The sequence below is a fragment of the Ponticoccus sp. (in: a-proteobacteria) genome, assembly GCF_048381735.1.
On sequence record NZ_JBLXGL010000002.1, the window covers coordinates 479,586 to 505,550 of the forward strand.

Here is a 25,965-nt window from a genome sequence, read left to right on the forward strand (position 1 = left end):
GGATATTTCGGGACAGAAGAAGGGGCAGGGCGCGGTGTCGTGCCTCCGTGGGGCGGCCCGGGGAAACGGGCCGCCGGGCGGGTCATCCAACGACGTTGGTGTCCGGGCCGTAGGGGTAGCCGGTGATGTTCTCGGCGCCCTCTTCGGTGATGAAGAGGATATCGTGCTCGCGGTAGCCCCCGGCGCCGGGCTGGCCCTCGGGGATGGTCAGCATCGGTTCCATGCTGATGACCATGCCGGGCTTTAGCACCGTGTCGATGTCCTCGCGCAGTTCCAGCCCGGCCTCGCGGCCGTAGTAATGCGAGAGCAGGCCGAAGCTGTGGCCGTAGCCGAAGGTGCGGTATTGCAGCAGGTCGCGTTCGGCGAGGAAGGCGTTGATCCTGCCCGTCACCTCGGAGCAGGTGGCGCCCGGTTTCAGCAGCGACATGCCGTATTCATGGGCGGCGACATTGGCCTGCCAGATCTTCAGGCTGGCCGCGTCGACCTCTTGCACGAAGAGGGTGCGTTCGAGCGCGGTGTAATAGCCCGAGATCATCGGGAAGGCGTTCAGGGACAGGATGTCCCCGCGCCGGAGCTTGCGGGATGTGACCGGGTTGTGGGCGCCGTCGGTGTTGATGCCGGACTGGAACCAGACCCATGTGTCGCGGTACTCGGCCTCGGGGAAGCGTTTGGCGACTTCCAGTTCCATCGCGTCGCGGCCCGCCATGGCGACGTCGATCTCGCGCGTGCCTTCGCGGATGGCCTCGCGGATGGCATAGCCGCCCACGTCCGCCACGGCGGCCCCGGCGCGGATCAGGTCAAGCTCTGCGGGGGATTTCATCATGCGCTGGCGCATGGTGGCGGGGGCGATGTCGAGGCTCAGGGCGGGGCGCAGGAATTCCTCGAGCAGGGACATCTGCACCAGCGTCAGGTGATCGCCCTCGTAGCCCACCACCTTGCCGGTGCCGGCGACCGTTTCCACCGCCCGCCAGAAGTTGTTCCGCGCCCAGTCGGTATAGGTGATATTGTCGCCGTGGCTGCGCCGCCAGGGCTGCGCGGCGTCGATGCCCGCGCTGATGGTGACGCTGTCGGTTGCGGTGACGACCAGCCCGTAGGGCCGCCCGAAGGACAGATAGAGAAAGCCCGAGTAGTAGGCGATATTGTGCATCGAGGTCAGCACGCAGGCCTCGACGCCCGTCTCGGCCATGATGGCCCGCAGGCCCTTCAGGCGCGCGTCGTATTCGGCGGGCGCAAAGGGCAGGGATTTTTCGCCCTGATGAAAGCGGTAGTGCTGGGGACGTTCCATGAAACCCTCCTTGTCGCGGAGGGAAGGACCTTCCCCGCCGCGTCGGCAAAGCAAGGTCCCGGCGTGCAGGACGGACAGGGCCATGCTGGGGGCGACGCCATCGCCCGGCCTATGGGGCAAGCGTTGGCGCAAGGCTGTCTGTCTGGCAAGGGGAAAGTTGGGGCGCCGAGGGGACGCGCCTGCCCCGGCCCGGGCCGGAGGCTAGGCGCCGCGTCCCAGCCAGAGCTTGTACTTCAGCCGCACGCCGTCCTGCGCGGCCCTGCGCAGCTTGGCCCGGAACAGGCGGTAGGCGCGCTGGGGGTCGCGGTGATCCTCCCAGTTCTCGCCCTCGCAATCCGCGCCGATCATCTCCCACGAGACATCGCGGACCGGTTCGTGGAAGGTCGGGGCGCAGGCCTCCATCAGGCGCACGCCCTCGTGGAACTTCAGCGCATAGCGCGCCAGAGCGTCGGCCTGATCGGAATACAGCCAGCGCGCGCCGGACCCGGTATGGGCCTCGGCGCGCAACCGGGCAAGCATGGACGGCCCGTCAGCGGCCGCCGGGTCGCGGCTCGTCATACCGTCATGCAGATGTATTTCATCTCGAGGTAATCCTCGATGCCGTGGTGGCTGCCCTCGCGGCCAAGACCCGACTGCTTGACGCCGCCGAAGGGCGCCAGCTCGGTCGAGATCAGGCCGGTGTTGACGCCCACGATCCCGTATTCCAGCGCCTCGGCGACCTTGTACACGCGGCTGAGGTCACGCGCGTAGAAATACGAGGCAAGGCCGAAGATCGTGTCGTTGGCCAGTGCGATCACCTCGTCCTCGTCCCTGAAGCGGAAGAGCGGCGCCAGAGGGCCGAAGGTTTCCTCGGTCGAGAAGGCCATGTCCTTCGTCGCGCCGGTGACGACGGTCGGGCCGAAGAAGGCGCCGTCGCGGTCCTGCGTTTCCGAGCCGTAGACCACCGTGGCGCCCTTGGACCTGGCGTCGGCGATATGCTCCTGCACCTTGTCGATGGCCTTCTGGTTGATCAGCGGGCCAAGGTCCGTGCCCTCTTCCAGGCCGTCGCCGACCTTCAGCTTGCCGACCGCCGCGACCAGCTTTTCGGCGAAGGCGTCATAGACGCCGTCCTGCACGTAGATCCGGTTGGCGCAGACGCAGGTCTGGCCGTTGTTGCGGAACTTGCAGACGATGGCGCCCTCGACCGCCGCATCCAGATCGGCGTCGTCGAAGACGATGAAGGGCGCGTTGCCGCCCAGCTCCATCGAGCATTTCATGACCTGATCGGCGGCCTGCCTCAGCAGGATGCGCCCGACCTCGGTCGAGCCGGTGAAGGTCAGCTTGCGCACCTTGGGGTTCTCGCAGAATTCCTTGCCGACCTCGGAGGAGGAGGACGAGGGCACCACGTTGAACACGCCCGCCGGGATGCCCGCGCGTTCCGCCAGCACGCCAAGGGCGATGGCCGACAGCGGCGTTTCGGCGGCGGGGCGGGCGACAAAGGCGCAGCCGGCGGCCAGCGCGGGGGCGGCCTTGCGGGTGATCATCGCGTTGGGGAAGTTCCACGGCGTGATCGAGGCGGCGACGCCGATGGGCTGCTTGATCACGGTGATGCGCTTGTCGCGGGCATGGCCGGGGATGGTCTCGCCGTAGATGCGCTTGGCCTCTTCGGCGAAGAACTCGACGAAAGAGGCGCCATAGGCCACCTCTCCCTTCGCCTCGGCCAGCGGCTTGCCCTGTTCGGCGGTCATGATGGTGCCAAGGTCGTCCTGGTTCTCCATCATCAGGTCGAACCATCGGCGCAGGACGGCGGCGCGTTCCTTGCCGGTCCATTGCGCCCAGTCCGGCTGTGCAGCATGGGCGGCGTCGATGGCCGTCGCCACCTCTTCGCGGCTGAGGTCCGTCACCTTGGCGATGACGTCGCCGCGCGCCGGGTTGGTCACCTCGAAGGTCTTGGCGGTCTCGACCCATGCGCCGTCGATATAGGCGCGGGTTTCCAGCAGGGCCGGGTCCTTCAGCAGGGATTTCAGGTTGGTCGCATGGTCGAGCATCTTGCCCTCCTTGTCCAAGTCTTGGCATCAGCCTGAGCATCTGTTTCGATCGTTGTCGAGAGCCGGAGCCAGGAAACCATGCCAAACCCCAATGACGATGCCTATGCCAATGCGGCGCATATCCCCGATGCCGCCAGCTTTCCACCCCGCTGGGAGGCGGAGGCCGAGGCCTATCGCGCCCGTCTTTCGGTCGCCCGGCGGCTGAGGCCGGGGTTGATGTACGGCCATGGAACGCGCGAGATGATGGACCTGTTCCTGCCCGAGGGCGTGCCGCAGGGCCTCGTCGTCTTTGTCCATGGCGGCTACTGGCACAAGTTCGACCGCTCGATCTGGTCGCATTTCGCCGAGGGCGCGCGGGCGCGGGGCTGGGCGGTGGTGATGCCGTCCTATGACCTCTGCCCCCGGGTGCGCATCCGCGACATCACCCGGCAGGTGGCGCAGGCCGTCACCGTCGCCGCGCAGGAAGTGAGCGGCCCCATCCGCCTGACCGGGCATTCCGCGGGCGGGCACCTCGTGGCGCGGATGCTGGCGCCCGGCATGCTGCCCGAGGCGGTGGCCGGGCGGGTGGCGCATGTGATGCCGATCTCTCCGCTCAGCGACTTGCGGCCCTTGCTGGACCTGACGATGAACGCGGTGCTGGGTCTGGACCGGGCCGAGGCCATGGCGGAAAGCCCGATTGCCATGGCGCCGCCAAAGGTGCCGGTGACGGTGCAGGTGGGCGGCGACGAAAGGCCCGTCTTCCTCGATCACGCGCGCTGGCTGGAAAAGGCATGGGGCTGCGGCAGTGTGGTGGTCCCGGGCAAGCATCATTTCGACGTCATCGACGCGCTGAAGGACCCGGACAGCGCCATGGTGACGACGCTGCTGGACCGATAAGGCCAAGGGGCCGGGTATCGAGACGGGGACGTGGCCGCCGGGGCGCCGGGAAACGGGGCACCGCTGCCGGGTCTGCGCTTGGAGGGGCAGCCGTCGCAGACTTGATCCGCTGCGCGCATGGCCCCGGATGCGCGGTGTCCGGACGGTGGCGGCGTGATCGCCTTGATCCGGTGGGCGCATTGCCCCAGATCTTGCGGCATGATCCTGTCGCTTGCCCTGCCCGCCGTCCTGCTGATCGCCGCCGCGATCCTCGTGCCGCGCGGGCTGGAGCCTCTGGTGCCCGAAAGCCCCGGCGGGCTGGTGGCGCTGGCCGGGCTCTCTGCGCTGCTGCTCTGGGCGGTCTCGGGCCTTGGCTTCGCGTTGCTCTACCACCTGCGCGGGGCCACTTTCGCGCTGCTGACGGGCGACAACGCGGCCCCGGCCTTTCGCCACTTTGCCGCGCTGGGGCTGAAGGCCGCGCTGATCTGGGCGCCGGTCCTCGTGCTGGCGGTCAGCACCGCGCCGGGCCGCTGGAAGACCGCAACTTGGTGACAGGCCCGGCCAAACTGCTCCGCCCCGGGCCATTCGTCGTTGATTTTCAGCGCCAGCCGTATCACCTGAACCAAAGGAGAGACGGCAATGTTCGCGCTTGCGCGGTTTCTGATCATGGGGTTCGTCGTGCTGACGGTGGTCTACGGGTCGCTGTGGCTGTACCTTCGGGCACGCAGGCGCGACCTGCTGCAGGACGACTGGGCCGCCGAGGCGGACGAGCCGCGCGACCGGGAGGACTATGTCCGCGAGGAACTGGCAGAGCATGACAAACGCCGCACGAGGACCCTGTTGCTGCTTGTTTACCTGCTGCCCTTGTGTCTTGTGGCCCTGATCGTCTACCGCACCAACTTCGAATGAAAGGCCCCGCCGCATGACCTACGTGAAATGGACGCTGATCATCGTCTTCTGGCTGCTGGTGGGCATGGTGCTGCACTACACGCTGCCGCAGCACGATATCGTGCGGATCACCGATACCTACGAAAAGCGCGTCGACCCGGGCGAGAACCGCTGGTTCTGGGCGCAGGCCGATGTGGGCGCCGACGGCACCCTGCCCAGCCGCGACGTCTTCTTCATCCAGACCCGGCTGGAGAACGGCAAGATCATGGTCTACCGCAACGAGGACACGGGCTGGGGCTGGCCGCCCTACTTCAAGTTCGACACCTCGAACCTGCAGGCCGAGGCGACGGACATGCGCTCGGCCCCGGACAACCCGCGCTGGGTGGCGTTGAAGCATTACGGCTGGCGCAACGAGTTCCTGTCGATCTTCCCGAACGCCATTTCCGTCCGCACGGTCGAAGGCCCGGACGTGCGCATCATCCCCTGGACCACCATCGTGGTGCTGGTGGTGCTGCTGGCGGTCTTCTGGGCCCTGCGGGTGCGCTGGCTGCGCTTCCGCACGCGCCGCATCGACCCGGCGCTCGAGCGCACCGGCGACCGCCTCGACGCGGGCAGCGACCGCGTGAAGGGCTGGTTCCGGCGCTAGTGGGCCGATGCGCTCCGAGGGGGCCGGGAACCGCAAGGGGATCTGCGCCTGTTCCCGGTGAGGGGGGCGAAAGCCGGTCCGCGACCTTCCTGCGGCAGGCGACCGGCTTTCAGGGCCGGGGTGCGGGCGTAGCGCCCTCTGTTTAGCCTATCGGTCCGGCCCTGCGCCTTGCGGCGATGGCGGCGCAGGTCGGCCTGTTGCAGGCAGGTCTCTGCGGCCTGATCCACGGCGTGCCCGGCGCGGGCATGCAGGGCACCGCAATCCATCGCCTCGGCCAGTCCGTTGTGCTGAGAGAGGAGACCACATTGGTCAGCCGGTCCAGTGCGTCTTTCCCTGTCTCGCCATCCTGCGCCGACAGAACCGGCGCCCAGCCGCTCAGCGCCTTTTGCGCCCGCGCGGCGCGGTATCGGCCAGCGCAGACAGGGGCAGCATCAGGACAGTCGGCATGGCCTAGCTTTCGGCCCGGGGCGGGTAGTACAGCGCCATGACGTGTCGCGCCTCTGCAAAGAACAGCCAGCGCGCGACAAGGGTTCCCGCCAGATGCATCAGCAGGGCCAGCGCGCCGGTGACATGGCCGGGGGCCGCCAGCAGCAAGAGCGCCGGCAGGCCCGCCATCAGGACCAGCGCGATCATCCGCAGTTTCTGCGCATGTTTTCGGGCAACAAAAAAGGCCATTTCTCGCGTCAGGTAGCTGTCGCCGGTGTGCGGCGGCTCGAAGGGGCGCACGGTGCCGGGCGCGCCGAGGCCCGTGGCGGAGGCGCGGGTGCTGGCCTGGGCCGCCTCGCGCCGGTCGCCGCTTTGCCACCAGCCCAGCTGCGCCAGCCCCGTGGCGGTCAGCAGCACGGCGGCAACGGTCGTGCGCCCCGACAGCAGCGCGCCACCCGCCAGCGCCGTCAGCCCGAAGAGCGCGGGCGTCGACCAGTGGTGCCAGCGCGGCACCGTGCGCAGCTGGGTGTAGATCATCGCGGTTGCGGTGATCGTGGCCAGGCACAGCAAGGCCGAGAGCCAGCCCATCGGCGCCACATGCGCCCCGAAGAATACCAGCGCGGCGGCGTAGAGGCCGGAAACCGTCAGGGCCGCGACCGAGAGGCAGGCCTCGCGCGACAGCCAGCTTGACCGCCATTGCGTGAAGGCGCGCAGGGCGCGCTCCGGGTGGCCGAGGTGAAAGGCCGAGGCCGCGAGCCCGCCCAGTGCCAGCGCGAAACCCAGGCCGAAGAAGGCGAAGGCGACCCAGCCCCCGGGCGGCGAAGGGTCGAGGCCCAGCCAGGTCAGCAGGCCGAAGCCGAGGCCCGACAGTGTGGTGAACAGGATCAGCGAGCGCGCCGGATGCATCAGCGTCTCCTTCGGCGGGTGGCGCGGTGTGACCCCAGCGCGTGGGCTGCGGCGGGATCCGGCCTCGACGGGTTGCGGTGCTGCGCGCGCCGGTCGGCTCGCCGCAGGGGGCCGCCGAGGTTTGTGCAGGTGGCGTGTCGATCGATCCACCCGCAGGGCAACGACAGCGCCGCGCCCGGGTCCATCAAGCGCGGGCGGTGACAGCGGGCGAGGCAAGCGGCGCGCCGGTCCGGCTCTTTGGGTGGCAGGGGGCGCAGGAGCCGGGCCGGGGCCTTTGCCTGCGGCCTGGCGCCATGGCTGCCCCGGCTCGCGGGCCTGTGGCGCGCGGTGCGATAGCGGGGCGTCGGGGCGAAGTCGGGTCGTCTCACAGCCGCTCCAGCGTCTTGTCGAGCCATGCGAGGAAGCCTTTCGGCTCTTCGGCCACCGGCTCCAGCCAGGGGGTGAGCACATCGACCTCGCCCTCCCAGGTGTCGTGGGGGCGGGGGGGCAGGTACTGGTTGACGGGCTTCGTGCCCATCTCGGGCATCAGCGAGATCCCGCCCCGCTCGGCCACCAGCTGGCTGACGGCGCTCTCCGGGTCGTTCAGGTCGCCGAAATGGCGGGCCTTCGCCGGGCAGGTGCGGACGCAGGCGGGCTGGCGGTCTTCCTCGGGCAGGACCTCGTTGTAGATGCGGTCGACGCAGAGGGTGCATTTCTTCATCACCTGCTCGGCGCCGTCCATCTCTCGGGCGCCATAGGGGCAGGCCCATGCGCAGAGGCCGCAGCCGATGCAGGCGGATTCGTTGACCAGCACGATGCCGTCCTCGGCGCGCTTGTAGCTGGCGCCGGTGGGGCAGACGGTGACGCAGGGCGCATCCTCGCAATGCAGGCAGGACTTGGGGAAATGCACCAGCTGCGGCGGGGCGTCCGGCGGCGTGACCTCGTAGCTGTGCACGCGGTTGAGGAAGGTGCCCGAGGGCGCGGCGCCATAGGGGTCCTGATCCGACAGCGGCGCGCCATAGGCCTGATCGTTCCAGCCCTTGCAGGCCACGACACAGGCATGGCAGCCGACGCAGGTGTCGAGGTCGATGACGAGGCCCAGCTTGACCGGGCCGGGGGGCGGCAGGGTGGTCATGGGTGCCCTCCGGGAGGCCGATCCGCCCGGGGCTGGCCGTGGCAGTCGGTATTTTTGCCAAGAAGAAGCATGGGTCAGGAGCCCTTTGTCCGGGGGCGCGATGCCGGGGCGGGCGGGACGGGGCTGGCCTGCGGCGGGATCGCCGCCTCCGGCCCTGCGGCCTTTTCGAGGCGCACGCGCAGATCGAACCAGGCGGCTTGCCCGGTGATGGGGTCCGAGTTGGACCAGCGCAGCCCGTCGCCCCTGGGCGGCAGCAGCTCGTGGATGATGTGGTTCATGAGGAAGCCCTTGGTGACCTCGGGGGCGCCGGGGTCCAGCGCCCAGGCCCCGCCGCGCTTGCCGATGGCGTTCCATGTCCAGACCGTCTGCGGGTTCAGCGCGGCCATTTCCAGCACCGGCACGGTGATCGAGCCATGCGCCGAGGTCAGCCGCGCCCAGTCGCCGTCGGTCAGCCCGTGTTCGCGCATCAGCGCGGTCGGCACGTAGAGCGGGTTCTGTCCGTGGATCTGCCGCAGCCAGGCGTTCTGCGAGCCCCAGGAATGGTACATGGCCATGGGCCGCTGGGTCAGGGCGTGCAGGGGAAAACCCCTGGCCGCGCCGGGTTCGTACCAGAGCGGCAGCGGATCGTGGGTCTGCGCGATGCGGGCGCGCAGGTGGTCGGGCGGCTGCTCTGGCCCGTGCCCCTCGGCGGCGCGCTGGAAGCGGCGCAGCGGCTCGGCATAAAGCTGGAAGAGGTAGGGGGCGGGCTTGTCGGTCAGGCCGAGGCCCACCGCCCAGTCCTGATAGGCGCGGTTCCAGGGCTTGAAATAGGCCGCCTCTGCCGGGACATGCGCCTGAAAGAAGCCCCCCTGCCCGATGTAGCTGTCCAGTTGCGCCTCGTTCGGGCCGCCGCGTCCGTGTTGCAGGCCATTGGGGCCCATGCGCCAGCCTGCCAGCGGGCCTATGCCGGGGCGGCGTTCGTGGCGCATGATGTAGTCGGCGTAATCGCGGAATTCCGGCCCGCCGTCCTGTGCCGTGAAGCCGGGCAGGCCCAGCCGCGCGCCGAGATCGCAGAGCACCGACTGAAAGCCGCGCACGTCCCTGTCCGGTTCCACCACCGGCCAGCGGATCGCGTCCGCCGCCGCATCCGGTTCCGAGATCGGACGATCCAGCAGCGAGATGCAGTCGTGGCGTTCGAGGTAGGTGGTGTCCGGCAGCACGAGGTCGGCATAGGCCACCATCTCCGAGGAATAGGCGTCCGAGACGATGACATGCGGGATGACATAGGCGCCGCTGTCGTCGGTGTCTGCCAGCATAGCCATGGTGCCGCGCGTGTTCATCGAGGAATTCCACGCCATGTTCGCCATGTAGAGGAACAGCGTGTCGATGCGGTAGGGATCGCCCGCGTGCGCGTTCGAGATGACCATGTGCATCAGGCCATGCGCCGACAGCGGGTTTTCCCAGGTAAAGGCCTTGTCGATCCGCGCCGGGCTGCCGTCGGGCTTGAGCGCCAGATCCTCGGGGCCCTGCGGGTAGCCCAGATGCGGGCCGTCCAGCGACTGCCCCGGTCGGGCGCGAGAGTGCGGGCGGGGGTGCGCCTCGGCGGGCCTGGGGTAGGGCGGCTTGAACCGCATCCCGCCGGGGGTCTCGACCGCGCCGATGAGGATCTGCAGCAGGTGGATCGCCCGGCAGGTCTGGAAGCCGTTGGCATGGGCCGAGACGCCGCGCATGGCGTGCATGGCGACCGGGCGGCCCGTCATGGTCTGGTGCCGCGCGCCGCGAAAATCCGTCCACGGGCGGTCCAGCACCACCGGCGCGTCAAAGGCGGCGCGGGCGATTTCCGCCGCCAGCGCGCGGATGCGGGCGGCGGGCAGGCCGCAGCGCCCGGCCACCGCCTCGGGCGTGTAGGCGTCCGACAGGTAGCGTTCCGCGATGCGGTGCATGACGCTGACATGGGTTTGCCCGGCGCGGCGCAGGGTGCCGGTGAGGTCCGGGCGCACCCCGGGCGCGTCCCATGCGGCGGGCTTGCCCGTGCGGCGGTCGATCACCAGCGGGCGGCCCGCGTCGTCGCGCAGGAAGAGGCCGAAGTCCGGCGATTTCGGGTCCGAGACCAGAAGCACCGGCGCATTGGTGAAGCGCGACAGGTAATCCGTGTCGATCCGCCCCGTTTTCAACAGGCAGTGGACCAGCGACAGCACCAGCAGCCCGTCGGTGCCCGGCGTGATGCCCACCCAGTCGTCGGCGATGGCGTTGTAGCCCGTGCGCACGGGGTTTATCCCGATCACCTTGGCGCCGCGTTCCTTCAGCCGGGCCAGTCCCAGCTTGATCGGGTTCGAATCGTGGTCCTCTGCCACGCCGAACAGCAGGAAGAGGCGCGCGTGCTCCCAGTCCGGGGTGCCGAACTCCCAGAAGGCGCCGCCCATGGTGTAGATCCCCGCCGCCGCCATGTTGACCGAGCAGAAGCCGCCATGCGCCGCGTAGTTGGGGGTGCCGAACTGCTGCGCCCACCAGCCGGTGAAGCTTTGGCTCTGGTCGCGCCCGGTGAAGAAGGCGAGCTTTTCCGGCGCCGTCTCGCGCAGGGGCGCCAGCCAGCCGCGCGCCGTCTCCAGCGCGTCTTCCCAGGAGATTTCCTCGAACTGGCCGGATCCGCGCGGGCCTGTGCGCCGCAGCGGCGCCCGCAGTCGCGCCGGGGAGAGGTGCTGCATCAGCCCGGCGCTGCCCTTGGCGCAGAGCACGCCGTGGTTCACCGGGTGGTCGCGGTTGCCCTCGATATAGGTCACGCGCCCGTCCTTCAGGTGGACGTCGATGCCGCAGCGGCAGGCACACATGTAGCAGGTGGTCTTGCGGACCGTGTCGGAGACCGCCGGGGTCAGGTCGATCTCTGCCTCGTCTTTCATCGGCGCACTCCCATGCGGGAAACCCTAGCGATTGTCGGGATTTGGGCAAGGGCGGGCTTGGCCGCTGCCGCTGCGGCTGGCGACATGGCGCCGGAGCACAGGGGCGGCGGGCCGAGCCGCCCGGGGCTGACCCCGGAGATTGGTATTTTTGCCAAGAAGAAGCAGGGGTCAGGAGCCCTTTTGCCGGGGGGTGCTGGTGGCGCCGGTGCCCCGGGGCGAAGGCCTGCCGAGTGTGGATGCCCGGGTCGCGGGGGGCGATGCGCCTCAGCCCTCCGGCGTGCGCCGATCCCCGCCACCGAGGGGGGCAGGGCATCGCGGGGGAGGGGCTGTTCCGGCGTCCGGTGGGTTGTGGGCGCGATCAGGCTGGTCGTCCGGGCCCGCTGGTCGGCGATGGTGGCCTTGCGGCGGTCGCGGTGGCTGTTTTCGCCCCTGTCCTCGGCTGCGTCCGACAGGCCCGTCGACAGGCGGCGCGCGCCCCGGGCTTGACCGGCATCGAAAAGCCCTGATCGGTATTCAGGCCTGATGCGCCGTCGGGCGCGGGCTGCGGCGGCGGGACCATCGATGCCGGTTTAGGCATGGGTGCTGACATGGGCGCGGGCTGCCGGGCCGGGTCAAGGCGGGTGGAAGGCCGCGCGGCGCCCGCGCCCGAAACCACGCGCATCCGCTCCGCCGGGGCGGGGACGAACCGGTTGGTGACGATCCAGCCTGCGCCGCCGGATTGCCGCCCCTGCGCCCTGTGGTCGGTCAGCGGAGAGTGGGACATCTGTGTGCTCCTGCCGGGATCTGCCCCGCAGAGGTAGCACGCGACCCCGGTCACGCCAGCGTGCGCCCCTGTTTCTGCGCGACGGCCCTGCGCAGCAAGGCCGCGGTGCCCATCCCCCAGGCATCCCAGTTCAGACGATCCTCGTATTCCCGCCGGGCCGAGGCACAGAGCGCCGCATAGGCGGGGGCGTCGTCCAGATAGCGCCGGATCAGCGCGGCAAAATCCCCGGGTGTCGCGCCGGGGGGCAGGGCGTGGCCGTTGACGCCGTCCCGGACCGGCACGCCCCCGACCCGCAGGCACAGCGCGGGCAGCCCCATGGCCGAGGCCTCGCAGAAGGCGAAGCCGTAGGATTCGTAAGACGGCTGGACGAGGAAATGCGCCGCCGCAATCGCCGCCTCGAAGCGGTGCAATTCCTCCGGCACGGCCTTGTTCAACTGCGGGTGGACGGTGACATGCTCTGACCGGTGAGCCTCTGGCGGCGTGCAGCCGATCACCGTCAGGCGGGCATTGATGCCGCTGTCGCGCAGCGCGGTCATGCAGTCGAAGGCCAGGGGGCCGCCCTTGGCACACCAGTCGCGCCCGATCACCAGCAGGTGCAGCGGCCGGTCGGGGGCCAAGGCGCGCGGGGCCGGGGCTGGCTGCGGCGCGATATTGGCGCCCCAGGGCAGCACATGCGCGCGCGCCGGATCGGTGCCGTAGCGCGCCGTCACCGCCTGGCTCAGCCAGTCGGAGGGCCAGAGCAGCAGGTCCGCGCGATGCAGGGCGGCGCGCTCGCGCCGTTCCACCCAGCCGTCCAGTGCCGCGCCGATGCCGCCCGGGCGGTCGAACTGCTGGCCGATCTCGGACTGTCGATAGACGGACTGCACCGCATCCGAGGTGAAGGCGCTGACCACGCCCCCGGGGATCGGAACGCCCGAGAAGGCGGGCAGCGAATAGGCACCGAAGACCACGTCGAAGCGCCCCCCGCGCAGGGCCCGCCCCGCCGCCCTGCCGATCACGTGGCGCAGCGCGAAATGCGCGCGCCAGCGCAGGCGGATCGTCCAGTGCTCGGGCAGGCCTTCGATTGCGCGCCGCAGCGGCTCTGCCGCGCCCCAGTGCTGCGGCAGGATCGTGACATCGCCCGCATGGCGTTGCAGCGCCTCGAAGATCCGCGCGTTGCCCCCGGAATAGAGGTTCCGGTCAAGCGGCGACAGATCGCACAGGTAGGCGATGCGCAGCCTGTCCTTTGTCATGGTCGTCAGCCCCCGGCGTTCCCCTTGTTCCCTGATTATCCTGAAAATGCGGTGATTCCATGACCCCGGGCGGGATATCGTTTCCAGTATGGCGGCAATCCCGCAGTTGTGTCACGCACCCCGCTTTCACCGCATTGCAGCCGCGACTTTGCCCCGTGATCCCGGTACAAGGGCGGGGAACGGCCCGATGCGGCCACAATCTGACGGGACCGATGCCCAACCCGATCGCCTATCTCGCGCTGGCCCTCTGGCCGCTGATCGCGGGCGTGATGTTCACGCGCCTGCCGCGCGATCGTGCGGTGATCTGGTCGCTGATGCTGGGCTATCTCTTCCTGCCGGAACCGCCTGCGGTCTTCGACCTGCCGATGTTCCCGCCCTTCACGAAACACAACCTGCCCGCGCTTGCCGCCTTTGCCCTGATCCTGTGGAAGGACGGCAACAGGGTCCCGCTGCTGCCGCAAAGCGCCGTCGGCAAGGCGCTGGTCTTCACCTTCATATTCTCGCCGGTGCTGACCGTCGCCACCAATGCAGAGCCGGTCTTCTACGGCCAGATCGGCCTGCCCGGGCTGGGGCTGAAGGACATGGTCGCGCTCCCGCTGGAACAGATGATGAGGATCCTGCCCTTCCTGCTGGCCCGCCAGCACCTTGCCAGCAGCGGCGCGCAGCGCGAGCTTCTGCGCGCGCTGATGGTCGGGGGGCTTGTCTACTCGCTGTTCATGCTGATCGAAATCCGCCTCTCGCCGCAGCTGAACCTCTGGGTCTACGGCTACTACCAGCACTTCTTCGGCCAATCGATGCGGGCTGGCGGCTTTCGCCCGGTGGTCTTTTTGTACCACGGCCTCTGGGTGGCCTTCTTCTGCATGACGGCGGTCGTCTCGGCCTGGTCGCTCTGGCGCTGGTCGGAAGCGGGAAGCGGGCGGCTGAAGTACCTCTTCGCCGCGCTCTACCTGTCGGCGGTGCTGGTGCTGTCCAAGTCTCTGGGCGCGCTGATCTTCGCCGTCCTGCTGGTGCCCATGGTGATCGTCCTGCCGACGCGGATGCAGATCCGCGTGGCGGTGGTGCTGGGCTCCATCGCGCTGGCCTATCCGATCCTCAAGGGCGCCGATCTGGTGCCGCAGCAATGGCTGCTGAGCCAGGCCGCCGCCATCGACCCGGACCGCGCGGCCTCGCTCGACTTCCGCTTCAGCAATGAGAACACGCTCTTGGACCGCGCCTATGAAAAGCCGATCTTCGGCTGGGGCAGCTGGGGGCGGAACCACATCCTCGACCCGGTCTTCGGCACGATCCTGACGGTGACGGACGGGCGCTGGATCATCGTCATCGGCGTCTACGGCTGGGTCGGCTTCCTCGCGGAATTCGGCCTGTTGCTGCTGCCGCTCCTGCTGATCGGGCGCGAGGCGGCGGCGCGCGCGGGCCAGGTCTCGCAGTTCATCGCGCCGCTCTCCCTGCTGCTGGCGATCAACATGCTGGACCTCCTGCCAAACGCGACCATCACGCCGCTGACGCTGCTGGTGGCCGGCGCCCTGACCGGCTACGCCGAGAGGCTGCGGTCCGAACGCCTGGGCCTCCGCAAGATCGGGCCCGGCGGGCTGCAGGGCGAGACCGGAAGCAAGGGGCCGAAGGGCAAGACCGGGCCGAAGGGGCTGAAATGGAAATCCATCCTGTGAGCCGCCCCCGCCCCCGCGTCCTGGCCATCGCCGAGGCGGCCAACCCCGAATGGGTCAGCGTGCCGCTGGTCGGCTGGTCCCTCGCCACCGCCCTGCGCGCGGAGGCCGAGGTGCATATCGTCACGCAGGTGCGCAACCGCGCGGCCTTCCTGCGCGCCGGGATGGTGGAAGGCACCGATTTCACCGCCATCGATTCGGAAGCCTTCGCCGCGCCGATGTGGCGCCTGGCAGAGCGGCTGCGCATGGGCGAGGGCAAGGGCTGGACCATGGTGCAGGCGATCAACGCGCTCAGCTACCCTTATTTCGAGCGGCTGGTCTGGAAACATTTCGGTCCCTCGATCCGCGATTTCGACATCGTCCACCGCATCACGCCGCTCTCGCCCACCATCTCCTCGTCCCTGGCGGGGCGCTGCGCCCGGGCGGGTGTGCCCTTCATCCTCGGCCCGCTGAACGGCGGCGTGCCCTGGCCCAAGGGCTTCGAGGCCGAACGCGACGCCGAGAAAGAGTGGCTGAGCCGTGTCCGCTCTGCCTACAAGCTGCTGCCGGGGCGCGGCGCGACCCTGCGCCATGCCTCGGCCATCCTTGCCGGATCGCGGCACACGGCGTCGGAATTCCCGGCGACGGTCCGCGACAAGCTGGTCTGGCTGCCCGAAAACGGCATCGACCCGGCGCGCTTCAGCCGCGTGGCGGCGCCCGCCCCCGGTCCCCTGCGCGCCTGCTTCGTCGGACGACTGGTGCCCTACAAGGGCTGCGACATGCTGATAGAGGCGGCCCGCCCGCTGCTGGAACAGGGCAGGCTTCACCTCGACATCATCGGCGACGGGCCGATGCGCCCGGCGCTGGAAACACAGGCGCAGGGCCTGCCGGGGATCACTTTCCACGGCTGGCAACCGCATGCCGAGGTGCAGGACATCATGGCCCGCTGCCACCTCTTGTCCTTCCCCTCGATCCGCGAATTCGGCGGCGGCGTGGTTCTGGAAGCGATGGCGCTGGGTGTCGTGCCGCTGATCGTCGACTATGCCGGCCCGGGCGAGCTTGTGACCCCCGGAACCGGCCTCAAGGTCCCCTGCGGCACGCGGGCCCAGATCACCGCGGCCTTCCGCGCCGAACTCGACCGCCTGGCCGAGGATCCCGCGCCCCTCGCCGCCATGGCCGCCGCCGCCCGCGCAAGGGTCGGGCAGCATTTCACATGGGCGCAGAAGGCCCGTCAGGTCGCCCGGGTCTACCGGGCCGTGCGCGCGCAGGACAGGCCCGCCGACCTGACCCTCATCCCCTGACCGCCCGGAGCCAAAGGCGCAGCCGCACCGGGCAGGGGCCATCCCCTGCTTCTTCTTGGTCCAAATACCTCTTGACCCGGTCTGCCCCGCCGCACACCGCCCGAAATCCGGGCGCCTTCACGCCATGACCCGCGAAAGGCCACATTGCCGCCGTGAAACCGGGTATCGTGAAGAAAATTGCAATTCTTGTCGCTGACCTTGCCGCCGACGGGCGGTAGTATCCCCAGCACAGGCACGACCGGAGAAACCGGAAGGAGCAGGATGACAGCCGCACCCAAGGGGCGCCCCAAGGCATGAGCGGGCCGCCCATCAGCCCCATGCCCTATCGCGGCGACATCGACGGCCTGCGCGCCGTCGCGGTCGTCTCTGTCGTGCTTTACCATTTCGGCTTTCCGCTGCAGGGCGGCTTTGTCGGCGTCGATGTCTTCTTTGTCATCTCGGGTTTCCTGATCGGCGGCATCCTCTGGCGCGAATACGACGCCACGGGCCGCATCCGGCTGAAGCATTTCTACATCCGCCGCTTCCGCCGCCTTGCGCCTGCCTTCTTCGCCACGGTCCTCGGGGCCGGCGCGGTGGCCTGGGCGCTGCTTCTGCCCTTCGAGTTCCGCGAATACGGCAAGGCGGCCATCGCCTCGACCCTCTACCTGTCGAACGTGCTTTTCTTCCGGCAGGCGGGCTATTTCGACACCGTCTCGGAAGAAAAGCCGCTGCTGCACACATGGAGCCTGGCGGTCGAGGAACAGTTCTACGTCTTCCTGCCGCTGGTGATCCTCCTGCTGGCGCGCTGGCGCTGGGGGCTGATCGGCACGCTGGTGGCGGCCTGGGCGCTGTCGCTGGCGGCCTGCATCGCGCTGACGCCGGTCTCGCCCACCGCGACCTTCTACCTCTTCCCCTTCCGCGCATGGGAAATGCTGTCGGGCGTCCTGCTGGCGATCTGGGGGCAGGGGAGCAACCGGCCATGGCGCGGCAGGGCTGTCCTGTCGTGGCTGGGGCTGCTGCTGGTGCTGGGGTCGGTGGTGCTGATCCCGGCGGGACCGGCCTTTCCGGGGCTGCTGGCGGTGCTGCCGGTGGCGGGCACGCTGCTGCTGCTGTTCAGCGGCACGGGCGACAACCCGATCAACCGGCTGCTGACGCATCCACTGGCGCGGTTCTTCGGGGTAATCTCCTATTCGCTCTACCTGTGGCACTGGCCGGTCTACACGCTGTCGACCTACCTGCGCGACGGATATGCCAATGCGGGCGAGGCGGTGGTGTGGATGGCGCTGTCGGTCCTGCTGGCCTGGCTGTCCTGGCGCTTCATCGAGAACCCGGTGCGCTATGCCCGCCACCTGCCGGGCGGCGTCGTGCTGGGCGGCACGGCCATCGCCTCGGCCTGCGTACTGACGCTGGGGGCCTATGTCTACAAGGCCGACGGCCTGCCCGATCGCTTCGGGCCAGAGGCGCGGGTCCATATCGCCGCTTCCGGCGACTTCCTGCAGGACTTCAGCCGCTGCTACATCGCCGACAGCCTGCCGCTGGACGGGCTGGAGGTCTGCCCCATCGGCCCCGAAGGCCCGCCGCGCGTTCTGGTCTGGGGCGACAGCCATACCCGCGCCTTCAAGGAGGGGCTGGACCTTGCCGCGCATGAGGCGGATGTGCCCGGTGTCATCCTGTGGCGCGCGGGTTGCCCGCCGCTCTTTGGCCTCCGCAAGGTCGAAAGCGCCGCGACGCCCGCGCAGGACATGGCCTGCACGCAGGCCAACCTTCAGATCCGGCAGGCCATCGGGCGGCTCGACAGCCTCGACAAGGTCCTGCTGATCGGACGGTGGAGCTATTATGCCTCCGGTCAGGGGGTGGGCCGCGATGCGCACAACCGCATCGCGCTCTATCCGACGGACCGGCCCGAAAACACCGGGCAGGCGCAGGACGCCCTGCTCTCCGAGGCAGCGGCCAGCACGGTGGCCGAGCTGCGCCAGCGGGTGCCGCAGGTTTTCGTGCTGCGCCAGCCGCCCGAGATCCCGCGCTACGACAGCCGCAAGGCCGCGCGCGAGGCCGCCCATGCGGGCTGGCCGCTCGCCCCCGCGCCCGAGACAGAGGCAGAGGTGCCCGAAGCGGCGCTGGCCCCGCGCGCCGCCATGGCAGAGGCGCCGTGGGTCGCGCTGGCAGAGCGCGGGGCCATCACGGTCCTCGACAGCTGGCCGCGCTTCTGTGCCGGGGGCACCTGCCGCGCGGTCCAGGACGGCACCGGCCAGTATTTCGACAACAACCATGTCACCAACGCGGCGGCGCTGCGGGTCCGCGACCTCTTTGCCCCGGTCTTCCGCGGGCCTTCGGCGCGCGCGGTGCTGCATGGCGCCAGCAGCCCATGACCGCGCCGGGGCAAGATCCGCTCGACCAGGGGCCATGGGATGCGCTGGTGATCGGCGCCGGGCTGGGCGGCGGCACGCTGGGCCGCGCGCTGGCCGAGGCGGGGCAGAAGGTGCTCTTCGTGGAACAGGGCCGCGCGGGCCTGCGGTCCGAGCGCAACGGGCTGTCCGAGATCTTCGTGCCCGAGGCACGGCTTGCGCGCGGGCTTTGGCCCGAGCCGCTGCATGTCACGCTGGATGGCGTCGAACAGGCCTTCTACGCGCCGCTGGGCGCCGGGGTGGGCGGCAGTTCCGCCTTCTACGCCGCGACGCTGGAACGGCCGGAGCGGCACGATCTCGATGACAGCGCCGCGCGCCCGCACCCCAGCGGCGGCTGGCCCGTGGGTTTCGACGCCATGGCGCCGTGGTATGCCCGCGCCGCCCGGATGTACCGCGTTCATGGCAGCGCCGATCCGCTTTCGGCGGAAGAGCCGCTGCCGCTGCGCGCGCCGCCGGCGCTGTCGCGGATGGAAGAGGGGCTGATGGTCAGCCTGCGGGCGCGCGGCCTGCATCCCTATCACGCCCCGACTGCCGTCGACCGGGTGGCGGATTGCGAAAACTGCCTTGGCCGCAAATGCCCGAAGCCCTGCAAGATGGACGGGCGTTCTGCCGGGGTGGAACCGGCGCTGGCGACCGGCAAGGCGGCGCTGCTGGAGGGCGCGCAGGTTCTGCGGCTGGTGGCGAACGGCGACATGATCGACCACGCCGAGGTCCTGGTCGGCGGCCAGAAGCACCGGCTTCGGGCGCGGCGCTATATCCTCTGCGGCGGGGCGCTTGGCTCGGCGCGGCTGCTGCTGGCCTCGGCCTCCGAGGCCTGGCCCACGGGTCTTGCCAATCGCTCGGGGCTGGTCGGGCGCAACCTGATGTTCCACCTCAACGAAATGTTCGCAGTTTGGCCGAAGGGGCCGGACGAGGGCGCGACCAAGGCAATCGCGCTGCGCGATTTCTATCACCGCGACGGTCAGCGGCTGGGCACGGTGCAGGCCATGGGCATCCGCGCCTCTTACGGCGAAATCCTGTTCTACCTGAACCGGATGCTGACGCAGCGCGGCCTGTCCCGCCTGCAGCCCGCCGCGCGTCTGCCCGCCGCTCTGGCGCAGCGGATGCTGGGCGGCGCGCAGGTCTTCGTCGGGCTGATGGAGGATCTGCCCTACCCCGAGAACCGCGTGACCTTCGACAGGGCGCAGCCGGCGCGCCTGTCCGTGACCTACAGGCTCTCGGACGAGTTGAAGGCGCGCCGAAGAGCCTTTCGCACCGCGATCCGAAAGGGGTTCCGGGGGCACAGAAGGCTCTTCCTCGGCGTCGCGCCAGAGTTGAACTGGGGCCATCCCTGCGGCACCCTGCGCTTCGGCACCGATCCGGCGCGCTCTGTGCTGCGCCCGGACTGCCGAAGCCATGACGTGACGAACCTCTGGTCGGCGGATGCCGGGTTTATGCCGACCTCGATGGGGGTGAACCCGGGCCTGACCGTGGCCGCCAACGCCCTGCGCGTGGCCCGGGTCATTCTGACGGAGGAGACATGACGCAGCTGACCCCGCAGGACGGTTTTGCCGTGGTGACGGGCGCGGGCTCTGGGCTGGGGCGGGCGCTGGCGGTGCAGCTCTGCGCGCAGGGGTTCACCGTGGCGGGGCTGGGCCGCCGTGCCGCGCCGCTGGCAGAAACCGGGGCCGCCTGCCCCGGCAGCTTCCTTCCCGTGCCGGTGGACGTGGCCGACTGGGGCGCCGTCCGGGCCTGCTTTGCCGGGCTGACCGCGACCCATGGCGCCCTGGCCCTGCTGATCAACAATGCCGCCATCTACCCGCGCCGGGACACGCTGGACGAAAGCGGCGACAGCTTCATGCAGACGGTCGCGATCAACCTTGGCGGCACGGTCAACTGCACCCGCGCTGCGCTGGAGGACATGGGCCCGCGCGGGCAGGGGCGCATCCTGAACGTCGCCACCTTCGCGGATCTGAACCCGCTGCCCGCGTCCTCGGCCTATGCGGTGTCGAAGGGCGCCGCGCGCATCCACAGCCGGGCGCTGATCGCCGACCTTGCGGACCGCTTTCCGGGGATCGTCATATCCGACTGGATGCCGGGCATGTTGCGGACCGGGATGGGTATTCCCGACGGGCTGCCCGCAGAGGTCGCGGCGCGCTGGGGCGTCAGGCTGGCCCTGATGTGCGACCCCTCGCTGACCGGATCGACCTTCGAGATGGGGCAGGAGATCCTGCCGCCCCGCAGCCTCAAGCGAAAGCTGAAAGATGCGCTGCTGATGCGCAGGCCCCGCGCGCGGAGCCTGTCGTGATGTCAGAGCTTGTGACGCGACAGCCGCAGCGCCGCGGCCTGGGCCATCTGCCGGGGCAGGATCGCCATGCACTTCAGGTAGCGCTTGGTCATCCGCTTGGGGTCCAGGGCCATGCGCCACAGCCATTCCAGCGCAAGCCGCTGCACCCATTGCGGCGCGCGTTTCTGACGGCCCGCGAAGAAGTCCAGCCCGGCGCCGATCGAGGCAAAGCCCAGACCCGGCGTCACGCGCCGACCCAGCGCCGCGAAGATTTCCTGCTTGGGCGCGCCAAGCGCGACGAAGCACAGGCCGGCGCCAGAGGCCTCGATCTGCTTCAGCATCGCCTCGGCCTCTTGCCCGGCCGGGTCGAAGCCCATCGGCGGCGCGATGCAGCAGACCACGTTCAGGCCGCGCAGCTCGCCTTCCATATGGGCCTTGGCCTCGGCCAGCGCCTCTTCGGTCGAGCCGAACAGCGCCACGGTGACCCCCACGTTGGAGGCCATGCGCGCCAGCGGGATGATCAGGTTGGAGCCGGGAATCAGTTTCACCGGGCGCCCGGCAAGGCGCGACATCCAGACAATCGGGTTGCCGTCGGCGGTGATCAGATCCTGCGCCGCATAGGCGTCGCGGAAGGCGCCCGGCTCGCGCAGCTTCACGAGGTGGTCGAGGTTGAGCGTGGCAAGGGCAAAGCCTTCGCGGCGCTCCATGCGGGACACCACATGGTCAGCAAGCGCGTACCAATCCGGCACATTGACCCGGATCGGCTGATCCGCGACAGAGAAAAGCATACCTTTCATGCGACCTCCTTGGCCTGCGCAGGAAACATCAGCCCCAGACCCCATCCCGCAGCAGGGATGAAGCTGGATCCCGTCATTGACGGTGTTTCCGGATTGCGCCCCCCCGGCGCCAAATTCCCGCCTCAATTCTCTGTCTTTTGCTTCGTTTATCCAAGGTGGAAATATCTGTCACAGGCGTCAGAATCGGGAAACAAACTGTTCGCCGGAAGCGGGGGCGCAGAACGTGCGTGACAAGATTATCCTTTTGGGATGCGGGTTTGTGGCCGATCTCTACATGCTGTCGCTGGCTGCGATGGAGGGCATCGAGGTGGTCGGTGCACATGACCGTGATGCCGCTCGGCTGGAACGGTTTTGCACTTCCTGGGGCATTGTTCCGCAACCCTCGATAGAGGCGCTGCTGTCCGCGTCTCCGGGGGCGCTAGTGCTGAACCTCACGAATCCCGAATCACATTTCGAAACCACCCGCGCCTGCCTTCTGGCGGGGCACCCGGTTTACTCGGAAAAGCCGCTTGCCATGACGCTGGAGGACGCGCAGGCGCTGCATGCGCTGGCGGCGGACAAGCAGCTGGCGCTGGCCTCGGCGCCCTGCTCGGCCCTGGGTGAGGCGGCGCAGACGCTGGGCCATGCCTTGCGGGCCGGTCTGGCCGGGACCCCGCGCGCGATCTACGCGGAACTCGACGATGGCTTCATTCCGCAGGCGGCCTATGACAAGTGGCGCTCGGACACCGGCGCGCCCTGGCCCGCCGAGGACGAATTCCGCGTCGGCTGCACGCTGGAACACGCGGGCTATTACCTGACATGGCTGATCTCGTGGTTCGGGCCGGTGCGTCGCGTCGTGGCCGCCAGCGCCGAGACGATCCCGCCCGCCGACAAGGGCGGCGGCGGCCCCTATGCGCCCGACGTCTCTGTCGCGGTGCTCTATTTCGAGAACGGGCCGGTGACGCGGCTGACCTGTTCCATCGTCGCGCCGCACGACCACGGTATCCGCATCGTCGGGGACAGGGGTGTGCTGTCCTGCAAGGCGGCCTGGGACAACGAGGCCAAGGTGCGCTTTGCCCGCCGTCTGACCCTGCGGCGCCGGCTGATGGAGCATCCTTTTCCGTCCCGCGTGAAACTGCCCGGCCCGACGCATCCCAAGGTCAAGCGCTGGGGGGCTGCGGCGATGAACTTCATGCTCGGCCCCGCCGAGGTGCTGGCGGCTGCGCGCGAGGGCCGCCCCTGCCGGATGTCCAACGATTTCGCCCTGCACCTGACCGAGGTCACGCTGGCGATCCAGAACGCACGCGAGGGCGCGGCGGTCGACATGGTCACCCGCTGCGTGCCGATGGAGCCGATGCCATGGGCGACCTGAACGCTGGTCTTATCGCCGTCACCGGCGCGAATGGCTTTGTCGGGCGCGCCTGCGTGGCCGAGGCGCGGCGGCGCGGGCACCCGGTGCTGGCGCTCTGCCGCAGCGCGCCGCTGTCGGAATGGGAGGCGGATGCGGGCATCACCGTTGCGCGGATCGACCTCTCGACCGAGGCCGACCGCTTGCCCGCCCTGCTGGCGCCGGTCGAGGCGCTGATCCATGCCGCCGCCTTCATGGGGGACAACCCGCAGGTGCTGGTGCGCGACACCCTCGCCGCCACCGGCGCGGTGCTGGCGGCCTGCGGGGCCGCCGATATCCGGCTGGTGATGATCTCGTCGCTGGCGGTCTACGACACTGACGCGCTGTCGCCGGGCGACCGGGTGACAGAGGCCAGCCCGCAGATCGCCCTGGCGCCCGACGCCCTGTCGCGGCCAGAGGCCTACCTGCGCAGCGCCCGCGATCCCTATGCCGGGTCCAAGCGCCTGCAAGAGGCGATGATGGCGCAGGATGGCGAGGCCGGGGGCAACTGGATCCTGCGCCCGGGCGCGATCTGGGGGCCGGGGCGGTCCTGGCATGCGCTTCAGGGGTTCTGGGCCTCGAAGCTGTTTGTCACCATCGGCTCGGACGGGGAGCTGCCGCTGGCCCATGTGGACCACGTCGCGCGGGTCGCGGTGGACTGCGCGCGGACCGCTCCGCAGGGCACATCCGTCCTGAACGTCTTCGACGACGACCGGCCCACGCGGGCGCGGTTCCTGAAGGCGCACCGCCGCTGCTACGGCTGGCCGCGCCTGAACGTCACCGTACCCTATGGCGCCTGGCTGGCGCTGGTCCGGCTGCTGAAGCCCCTGGCCAGCCGCCTGCCGGGCCTCTTCCGCGAGCCGATCCTGCGCGCCCGCATGATGCCGCTGCGCTACCCGAACACGGCGATGCGCAGCGCCTTCCCGGGTGAGGATACCGACACCTTTGAGGGCCTCATGGCCCGCACCCGCGAGGCCGAGACATGAGCCTGCCGCACATCGCCTACCTGACCGGAGAGTATCCGCGCGCCTCGGACACCTTCATCCAGCGCGAGGTCGCCGCCCTGCGCGCGCTTGGCCACCCGGTCGAAACCTGCTCGATCCGCACGACAGGCGCGGAACATCTCGTCGGGCCGGAACAGCGCGACGAACATGCGCGGACCTTCAAGGTGCTGGACGCCTGCAAGTCGCCGCGTCGCCTGTTCTCTGCCCATCTGCGCTGGATGCAGCAGCCGGGGCGCTACCTGCGGGCGCTGGCGCTGGCGTGGAAGACCGCGCCCAGGGGCATCAAGGGGCGGCTCTACAACCTGATCTATTTCGCAGAGGCCGCCGTGCTGGCCGACCACCTCGCGCAGCGCGGCGTCGAGCATCTGCACAACCATATCGCCAAGGCCTCCTGCACCGTGGCGATGCTGGCGTCAGAGCTGTCCGGCATCCCCTACAGCTTTACCATCCACGGCCCCGACATCTTCTTCGAACCGCACCACTGGCGAATCGACGAAAAGGCCGCGCGGGCGCGCTTTGTTGCCTGCATCAGCGATTTCTGCCGCTCGCAGCTGATGTGCTTTGCGGGGCAGGAGCACTGGGACCGCTTCCACATCATCCACTGCGGCGTCGATCCGGCGCGCTATCGCCCCGCCCCGCACGAGGGGCAGGAATTGCTGTTCGTCGGGCGGCTGGCGGCGGTGAAGGGTGTGCCGGTGTTGCTGGAGGCGGTGGCGGCGCTGAAGCCGCGGTTTCCGGCGCTGCGCCTGACCCTGATCGGCGACGGCCCCGACCGCCCCGCGCTGGAGGCACAGGCCCGCGCGCTGGGGCTGGGCGAGACCGTGCAGTTCCTTGGCTACCGCAGCCAGTCCGAGGTTGCCGAGGCGCTGGCAGAGACCGATATCTTCACCCTGCCCAGCTTTGCCGAGGGCGTGCCCGTGGTCCTGATGGAGGCGCTTGCCTCTCATGTTCCGGTGGTCACGACCCAGATTGCCGGTGTGCCCGAACTGGTGCAGGACGGCGCCAGCGGGCGGCTGGTGCCGCCGGGCGACACTGGGGCGCTGGCGCAGGCCATCGCCGGGCTCTTGCGCTCGGACAGCCTGCGTCGGAGCATGGGCGCCGAGGGCCGCGCGCGCGTCGAGGCGGCCTATGATGTTTCCCGGGAGGCCGCGCGCCTCTCATCCCTGTTTTGCGGCTATATCGACGGCACACCCATGCCGCGCCGCCCGGAGGTGCCAGAATGACGCCTATTGATGTGGTCCTGATCGGCCGGAACGAGGGCGCGCGGCTTGTCGCGGCGCTCGATTCGGTGCGCGGCAAGGCGCGGCAGGTGATCTATGTGGACAGCGGGTCCACCGACGCCTCTGTGGCGGCGGCAGAGGCGCGCGGCGCCAGGGTTGTCCGCCTTGACATGTCGGTGCCCTTTACCGCCGCGCGCGCCCGCAACGCGGGTTTCGACGCGCTGGACGACCCGCAGATCGTGCAGTTCATCGACGGCGATTGCGCGCTGGTGGATGGCTGGCTGGATGCCGGGCGCGCCTTTCTCGAAGCGAACCCGCATGTCGGCATGGTCACCGGCTGGCGGTCCGAGATCCACCGCGATGCCTCGGTCTACAACCAGCTCTGCGATTTCGAATGGCGCCGCCCGGCGGGCGAGATCTTGACCTGCGGCGGCGACATGATGGTGCGCGCCGACCTCTGGCGGCAGGTCGGCGGCATGAATCCGGTGGTCATCGCCGGAGAGGACGACGACGTCTGCTGCCGGTTTCGCAAGGCGGGCTGGGCGCTGCACCGGCTGCCGCTGGAGATGACGCGCCACGACGCCGCCATGACGCGCTTTGGCCAGTGGTGGGCGCGGGCCGTGCGCACCGGGCACGCCTTTGGGCAGGTCCATGGGCTGCACCCGGACTTCTTCGTCACCGAAGTGCGCCGGGTGCTGTTTTACGGCGCCGTGCTGCCGGTGCTTTTCGTGCTGGGGCTGTTCACCGAGCCATGGCTGAGCCTGCTGGCGTTGCTGGTCTACGTGGTGAACCACATCCGCACGGCACGCGGTCTCAGGCGGCTGGGCCTGCCCGCCGATGACGTCCGCAACCACGCGGCGTTAATCACCCTGTCGAAATTTCCCAACATGATCGGCCTCGCGCGCTACCATCTGCGACGCCTGACCGGAGCGAAAATGCGGATTATCGAATATAAGTGAGGCATTC

At 69.5% G+C, this 25,965-nt stretch carries 21 protein-coding genes; 13 read left to right on the forward strand and 8 right to left on the reverse strand.

Annotation, left to right across the window (positions count from 1 at the left end; all coding sequences use genetic code 11):
- Window positions 1-82: 82 nt before the first annotated feature.
- From ACN5KJ_RS06565 to ACN5KJ_RS06575, 3 genes are all read right to left on the reverse strand, one after another.
- Complete coding sequence (locus ACN5KJ_RS06565) at window positions 83-1,285, reverse strand: aminopeptidase P family protein (protein WP_418592767.1); 1,203 nt, start codon at window positions 1,283-1,285, stop codon at window positions 83-85.
- A gap of 201 nt (window positions 1,286-1,486) precedes the next feature.
- Window positions 1,487-1,804, reverse strand: a complete 318-nt coding sequence (locus tag ACN5KJ_RS06570) for a hypothetical protein (protein WP_347166434.1) — start codon at window positions 1,802-1,804, stop codon at window positions 1,487-1,489.
- A 35-nt stretch (window positions 1,805-1,839) separates the two neighbouring features.
- Window positions 1,840-3,312, reverse strand: coding sequence for an NAD-dependent succinate-semialdehyde dehydrogenase (locus tag ACN5KJ_RS06575; RefSeq protein ID WP_418592769.1), 1,473 nt, complete (start codon window positions 3,310-3,312; stop codon window positions 1,840-1,842).
- A 78-nt stretch (window positions 3,313-3,390) separates the two neighbouring features.
- Between ACN5KJ_RS06575 and ACN5KJ_RS06580 the strand changes: the two genes are divergently transcribed.
- The 4 genes from ACN5KJ_RS06580 (at window position 3,391) to ACN5KJ_RS06595 (ending at window position 5,701) form a co-directional block, all read left to right on the forward strand.
- A complete protein-coding gene (locus tag ACN5KJ_RS06580) occupies window positions 3,391-4,188 on the forward strand; it encodes an alpha/beta hydrolase (RefSeq protein WP_418592770.1) in 798 nt (265 codons plus the stop codon).
- Window positions 4,189-4,386: 198 nt separating this feature from the next.
- Window positions 4,387-4,719: a hypothetical protein gene (locus ACN5KJ_RS06585; protein WP_206562942.1), complete on the forward strand. Its 333-nt coding sequence runs from the start codon at window positions 4,387-4,389 to the stop codon at window positions 4,717-4,719.
- An 87-nt stretch (window positions 4,720-4,806) separates the two neighbouring features.
- Window positions 4,807-5,076 (forward strand): hypothetical protein, encoded by a 270-nt coding sequence (locus ACN5KJ_RS06590; RefSeq protein WP_206562943.1) that lies wholly within the window; start codon window positions 4,807-4,809, stop codon window positions 5,074-5,076.
- Window positions 5,077-5,089: 13 nt separating this feature from the next.
- Window positions 5,090-5,701 (forward strand): DUF1523 family protein, encoded by a 612-nt coding sequence (locus ACN5KJ_RS06595; protein ID WP_418592772.1) that lies wholly within the window; start codon window positions 5,090-5,092, stop codon window positions 5,699-5,701.
- Between the two features lie 450 nt (window positions 5,702-6,151).
- On the opposite strand, the gene ACN5KJ_RS06600 is transcribed toward ACN5KJ_RS06595, so the two are convergent.
- The 4 genes from ACN5KJ_RS06600 to ACN5KJ_RS06615 all read right to left on the reverse strand — a co-directional run bounded on the left by ACN5KJ_RS06600 (window position 6,152) and on the right by ACN5KJ_RS06615 (window position 13,018).
- Complete coding sequence (locus ACN5KJ_RS06600) at window positions 6,152-7,033, reverse strand: dimethyl sulfoxide reductase anchor subunit family protein (RefSeq protein ID WP_418592773.1); 882 nt, start codon at window positions 7,031-7,033, stop codon at window positions 6,152-6,154.
- A gap of 364 nt (window positions 7,034-7,397) precedes the next feature.
- Window positions 7,398-8,147 (reverse strand): 4Fe-4S dicluster domain-containing protein, encoded by a 750-nt coding sequence (locus tag ACN5KJ_RS06605; protein ID WP_418592775.1) that lies wholly within the window; start codon window positions 8,145-8,147, stop codon window positions 7,398-7,400.
- 74 nt (window positions 8,148-8,221) lie between these two features.
- Complete coding sequence (locus ACN5KJ_RS06610; RefSeq protein WP_418592776.1) at window positions 8,222-11,023, reverse strand: molybdopterin oxidoreductase family protein; 2,802 nt, start codon at window positions 11,021-11,023, stop codon at window positions 8,222-8,224.
- 813 nt (window positions 11,024-11,836) lie between these two features.
- On the reverse strand, window positions 11,837-13,018 hold the full coding sequence (locus ACN5KJ_RS06615) for a glycosyltransferase family 4 protein (protein ID WP_418592777.1): 1,182 nt from the start codon (window positions 13,016-13,018) through the stop codon (window positions 11,837-11,839).
- A 212-nt stretch (window positions 13,019-13,230) separates the two neighbouring features.
- Here ACN5KJ_RS06615 and ACN5KJ_RS06620 point away from each other — a divergent pair, with 212 nt between their 5' ends.
- From ACN5KJ_RS06620 to ACN5KJ_RS06640, 5 genes are all read left to right on the forward strand, one after another.
- The gene (locus tag ACN5KJ_RS06620; protein ID WP_347166442.1) at window positions 13,231-14,685 is read left to right on the forward strand and encodes a hypothetical protein; all 1,455 of its coding nucleotides are present in this window, start codon (window positions 13,231-13,233) and stop codon (window positions 14,683-14,685) included.
- A complete protein-coding gene (locus ACN5KJ_RS06625; protein WP_418592779.1) occupies window positions 14,667-15,962 on the forward strand; it encodes a glycosyltransferase family 4 protein in 1,296 nt (431 codons plus the stop codon). The genes ACN5KJ_RS06620 and ACN5KJ_RS06625 overlap by 19 nt, the downstream gene beginning before the upstream one ends.
- Before the next feature lie 293 nt (window positions 15,963-16,255).
- Window positions 16,256-18,310, forward strand: a complete 2,055-nt coding sequence (locus ACN5KJ_RS06630) for an acyltransferase family protein (RefSeq protein ID WP_418592780.1) — start codon at window positions 16,256-16,258, stop codon at window positions 18,308-18,310.
- Window positions 18,307-19,869 carry a GMC oxidoreductase gene (locus ACN5KJ_RS06635; protein WP_418592782.1) on the forward strand — a complete coding sequence of 521 codons (1,563 nt, stop codon included), beginning with the start codon at window positions 18,307-18,309 and terminating at the stop codon, window positions 19,867-19,869. Before ACN5KJ_RS06630 ends, ACN5KJ_RS06635 begins: the two co-directional genes overlap by 4 nt.
- Complete coding sequence (locus ACN5KJ_RS06640) at window positions 19,866-20,633, forward strand: SDR family oxidoreductase (protein ID WP_418592784.1); 768 nt, start codon at window positions 19,866-19,868, stop codon at window positions 20,631-20,633. The genes ACN5KJ_RS06635 and ACN5KJ_RS06640 overlap by 4 nt, the downstream gene beginning before the upstream one ends.
- Window positions 20,634-20,635: 2 nt before the next feature.
- Here ACN5KJ_RS06640 and ACN5KJ_RS06645 read toward each other — a convergent pair whose 3' ends face one another.
- On the reverse strand, window positions 20,636-21,409 hold the full coding sequence (locus tag ACN5KJ_RS06645) for a WecB/TagA/CpsF family glycosyltransferase (protein ID WP_418592786.1): 774 nt from the start codon (window positions 21,407-21,409) through the stop codon (window positions 20,636-20,638).
- 223 nt (window positions 21,410-21,632) lie between these two features.
- Between ACN5KJ_RS06645 and ACN5KJ_RS06650 the strand changes: the two genes are divergently transcribed.
- The 4 genes from ACN5KJ_RS06650 to ACN5KJ_RS06665 are packed head-to-tail and all read left to right on the forward strand — an operon-like array spanning window position 21,633 to window position 25,958.
- Window positions 21,633-22,760, forward strand: a complete 1,128-nt coding sequence (locus ACN5KJ_RS06650) for a Gfo/Idh/MocA family protein (RefSeq protein ID WP_418592788.1) — start codon at window positions 21,633-21,635, stop codon at window positions 22,758-22,760.
- Window positions 22,748-23,761 (forward strand): NAD-dependent epimerase/dehydratase family protein, encoded by a 1,014-nt coding sequence (locus tag ACN5KJ_RS06655; RefSeq protein WP_418592790.1) that lies wholly within the window; start codon window positions 22,748-22,750, stop codon window positions 23,759-23,761. The genes ACN5KJ_RS06650 and ACN5KJ_RS06655 overlap by 13 nt, the downstream gene beginning before the upstream one ends.
- Window positions 23,758-25,002: a glycosyltransferase gene (locus ACN5KJ_RS06660; protein WP_418592792.1), complete on the forward strand. Its 1,245-nt coding sequence runs from the start codon at window positions 23,758-23,760 to the stop codon at window positions 25,000-25,002. Before ACN5KJ_RS06655 ends, ACN5KJ_RS06660 begins: the two co-directional genes overlap by 4 nt.
- On the forward strand, window positions 24,999-25,958 hold the full coding sequence (locus tag ACN5KJ_RS06665) for a glycosyltransferase (protein ID WP_418592794.1): 960 nt from the start codon (window positions 24,999-25,001) through the stop codon (window positions 25,956-25,958). The genes ACN5KJ_RS06660 and ACN5KJ_RS06665 overlap by 4 nt, the downstream gene beginning before the upstream one ends.
- The last annotated feature ends 7 nt before the right edge of the window (window positions 25,959-25,965 follow it).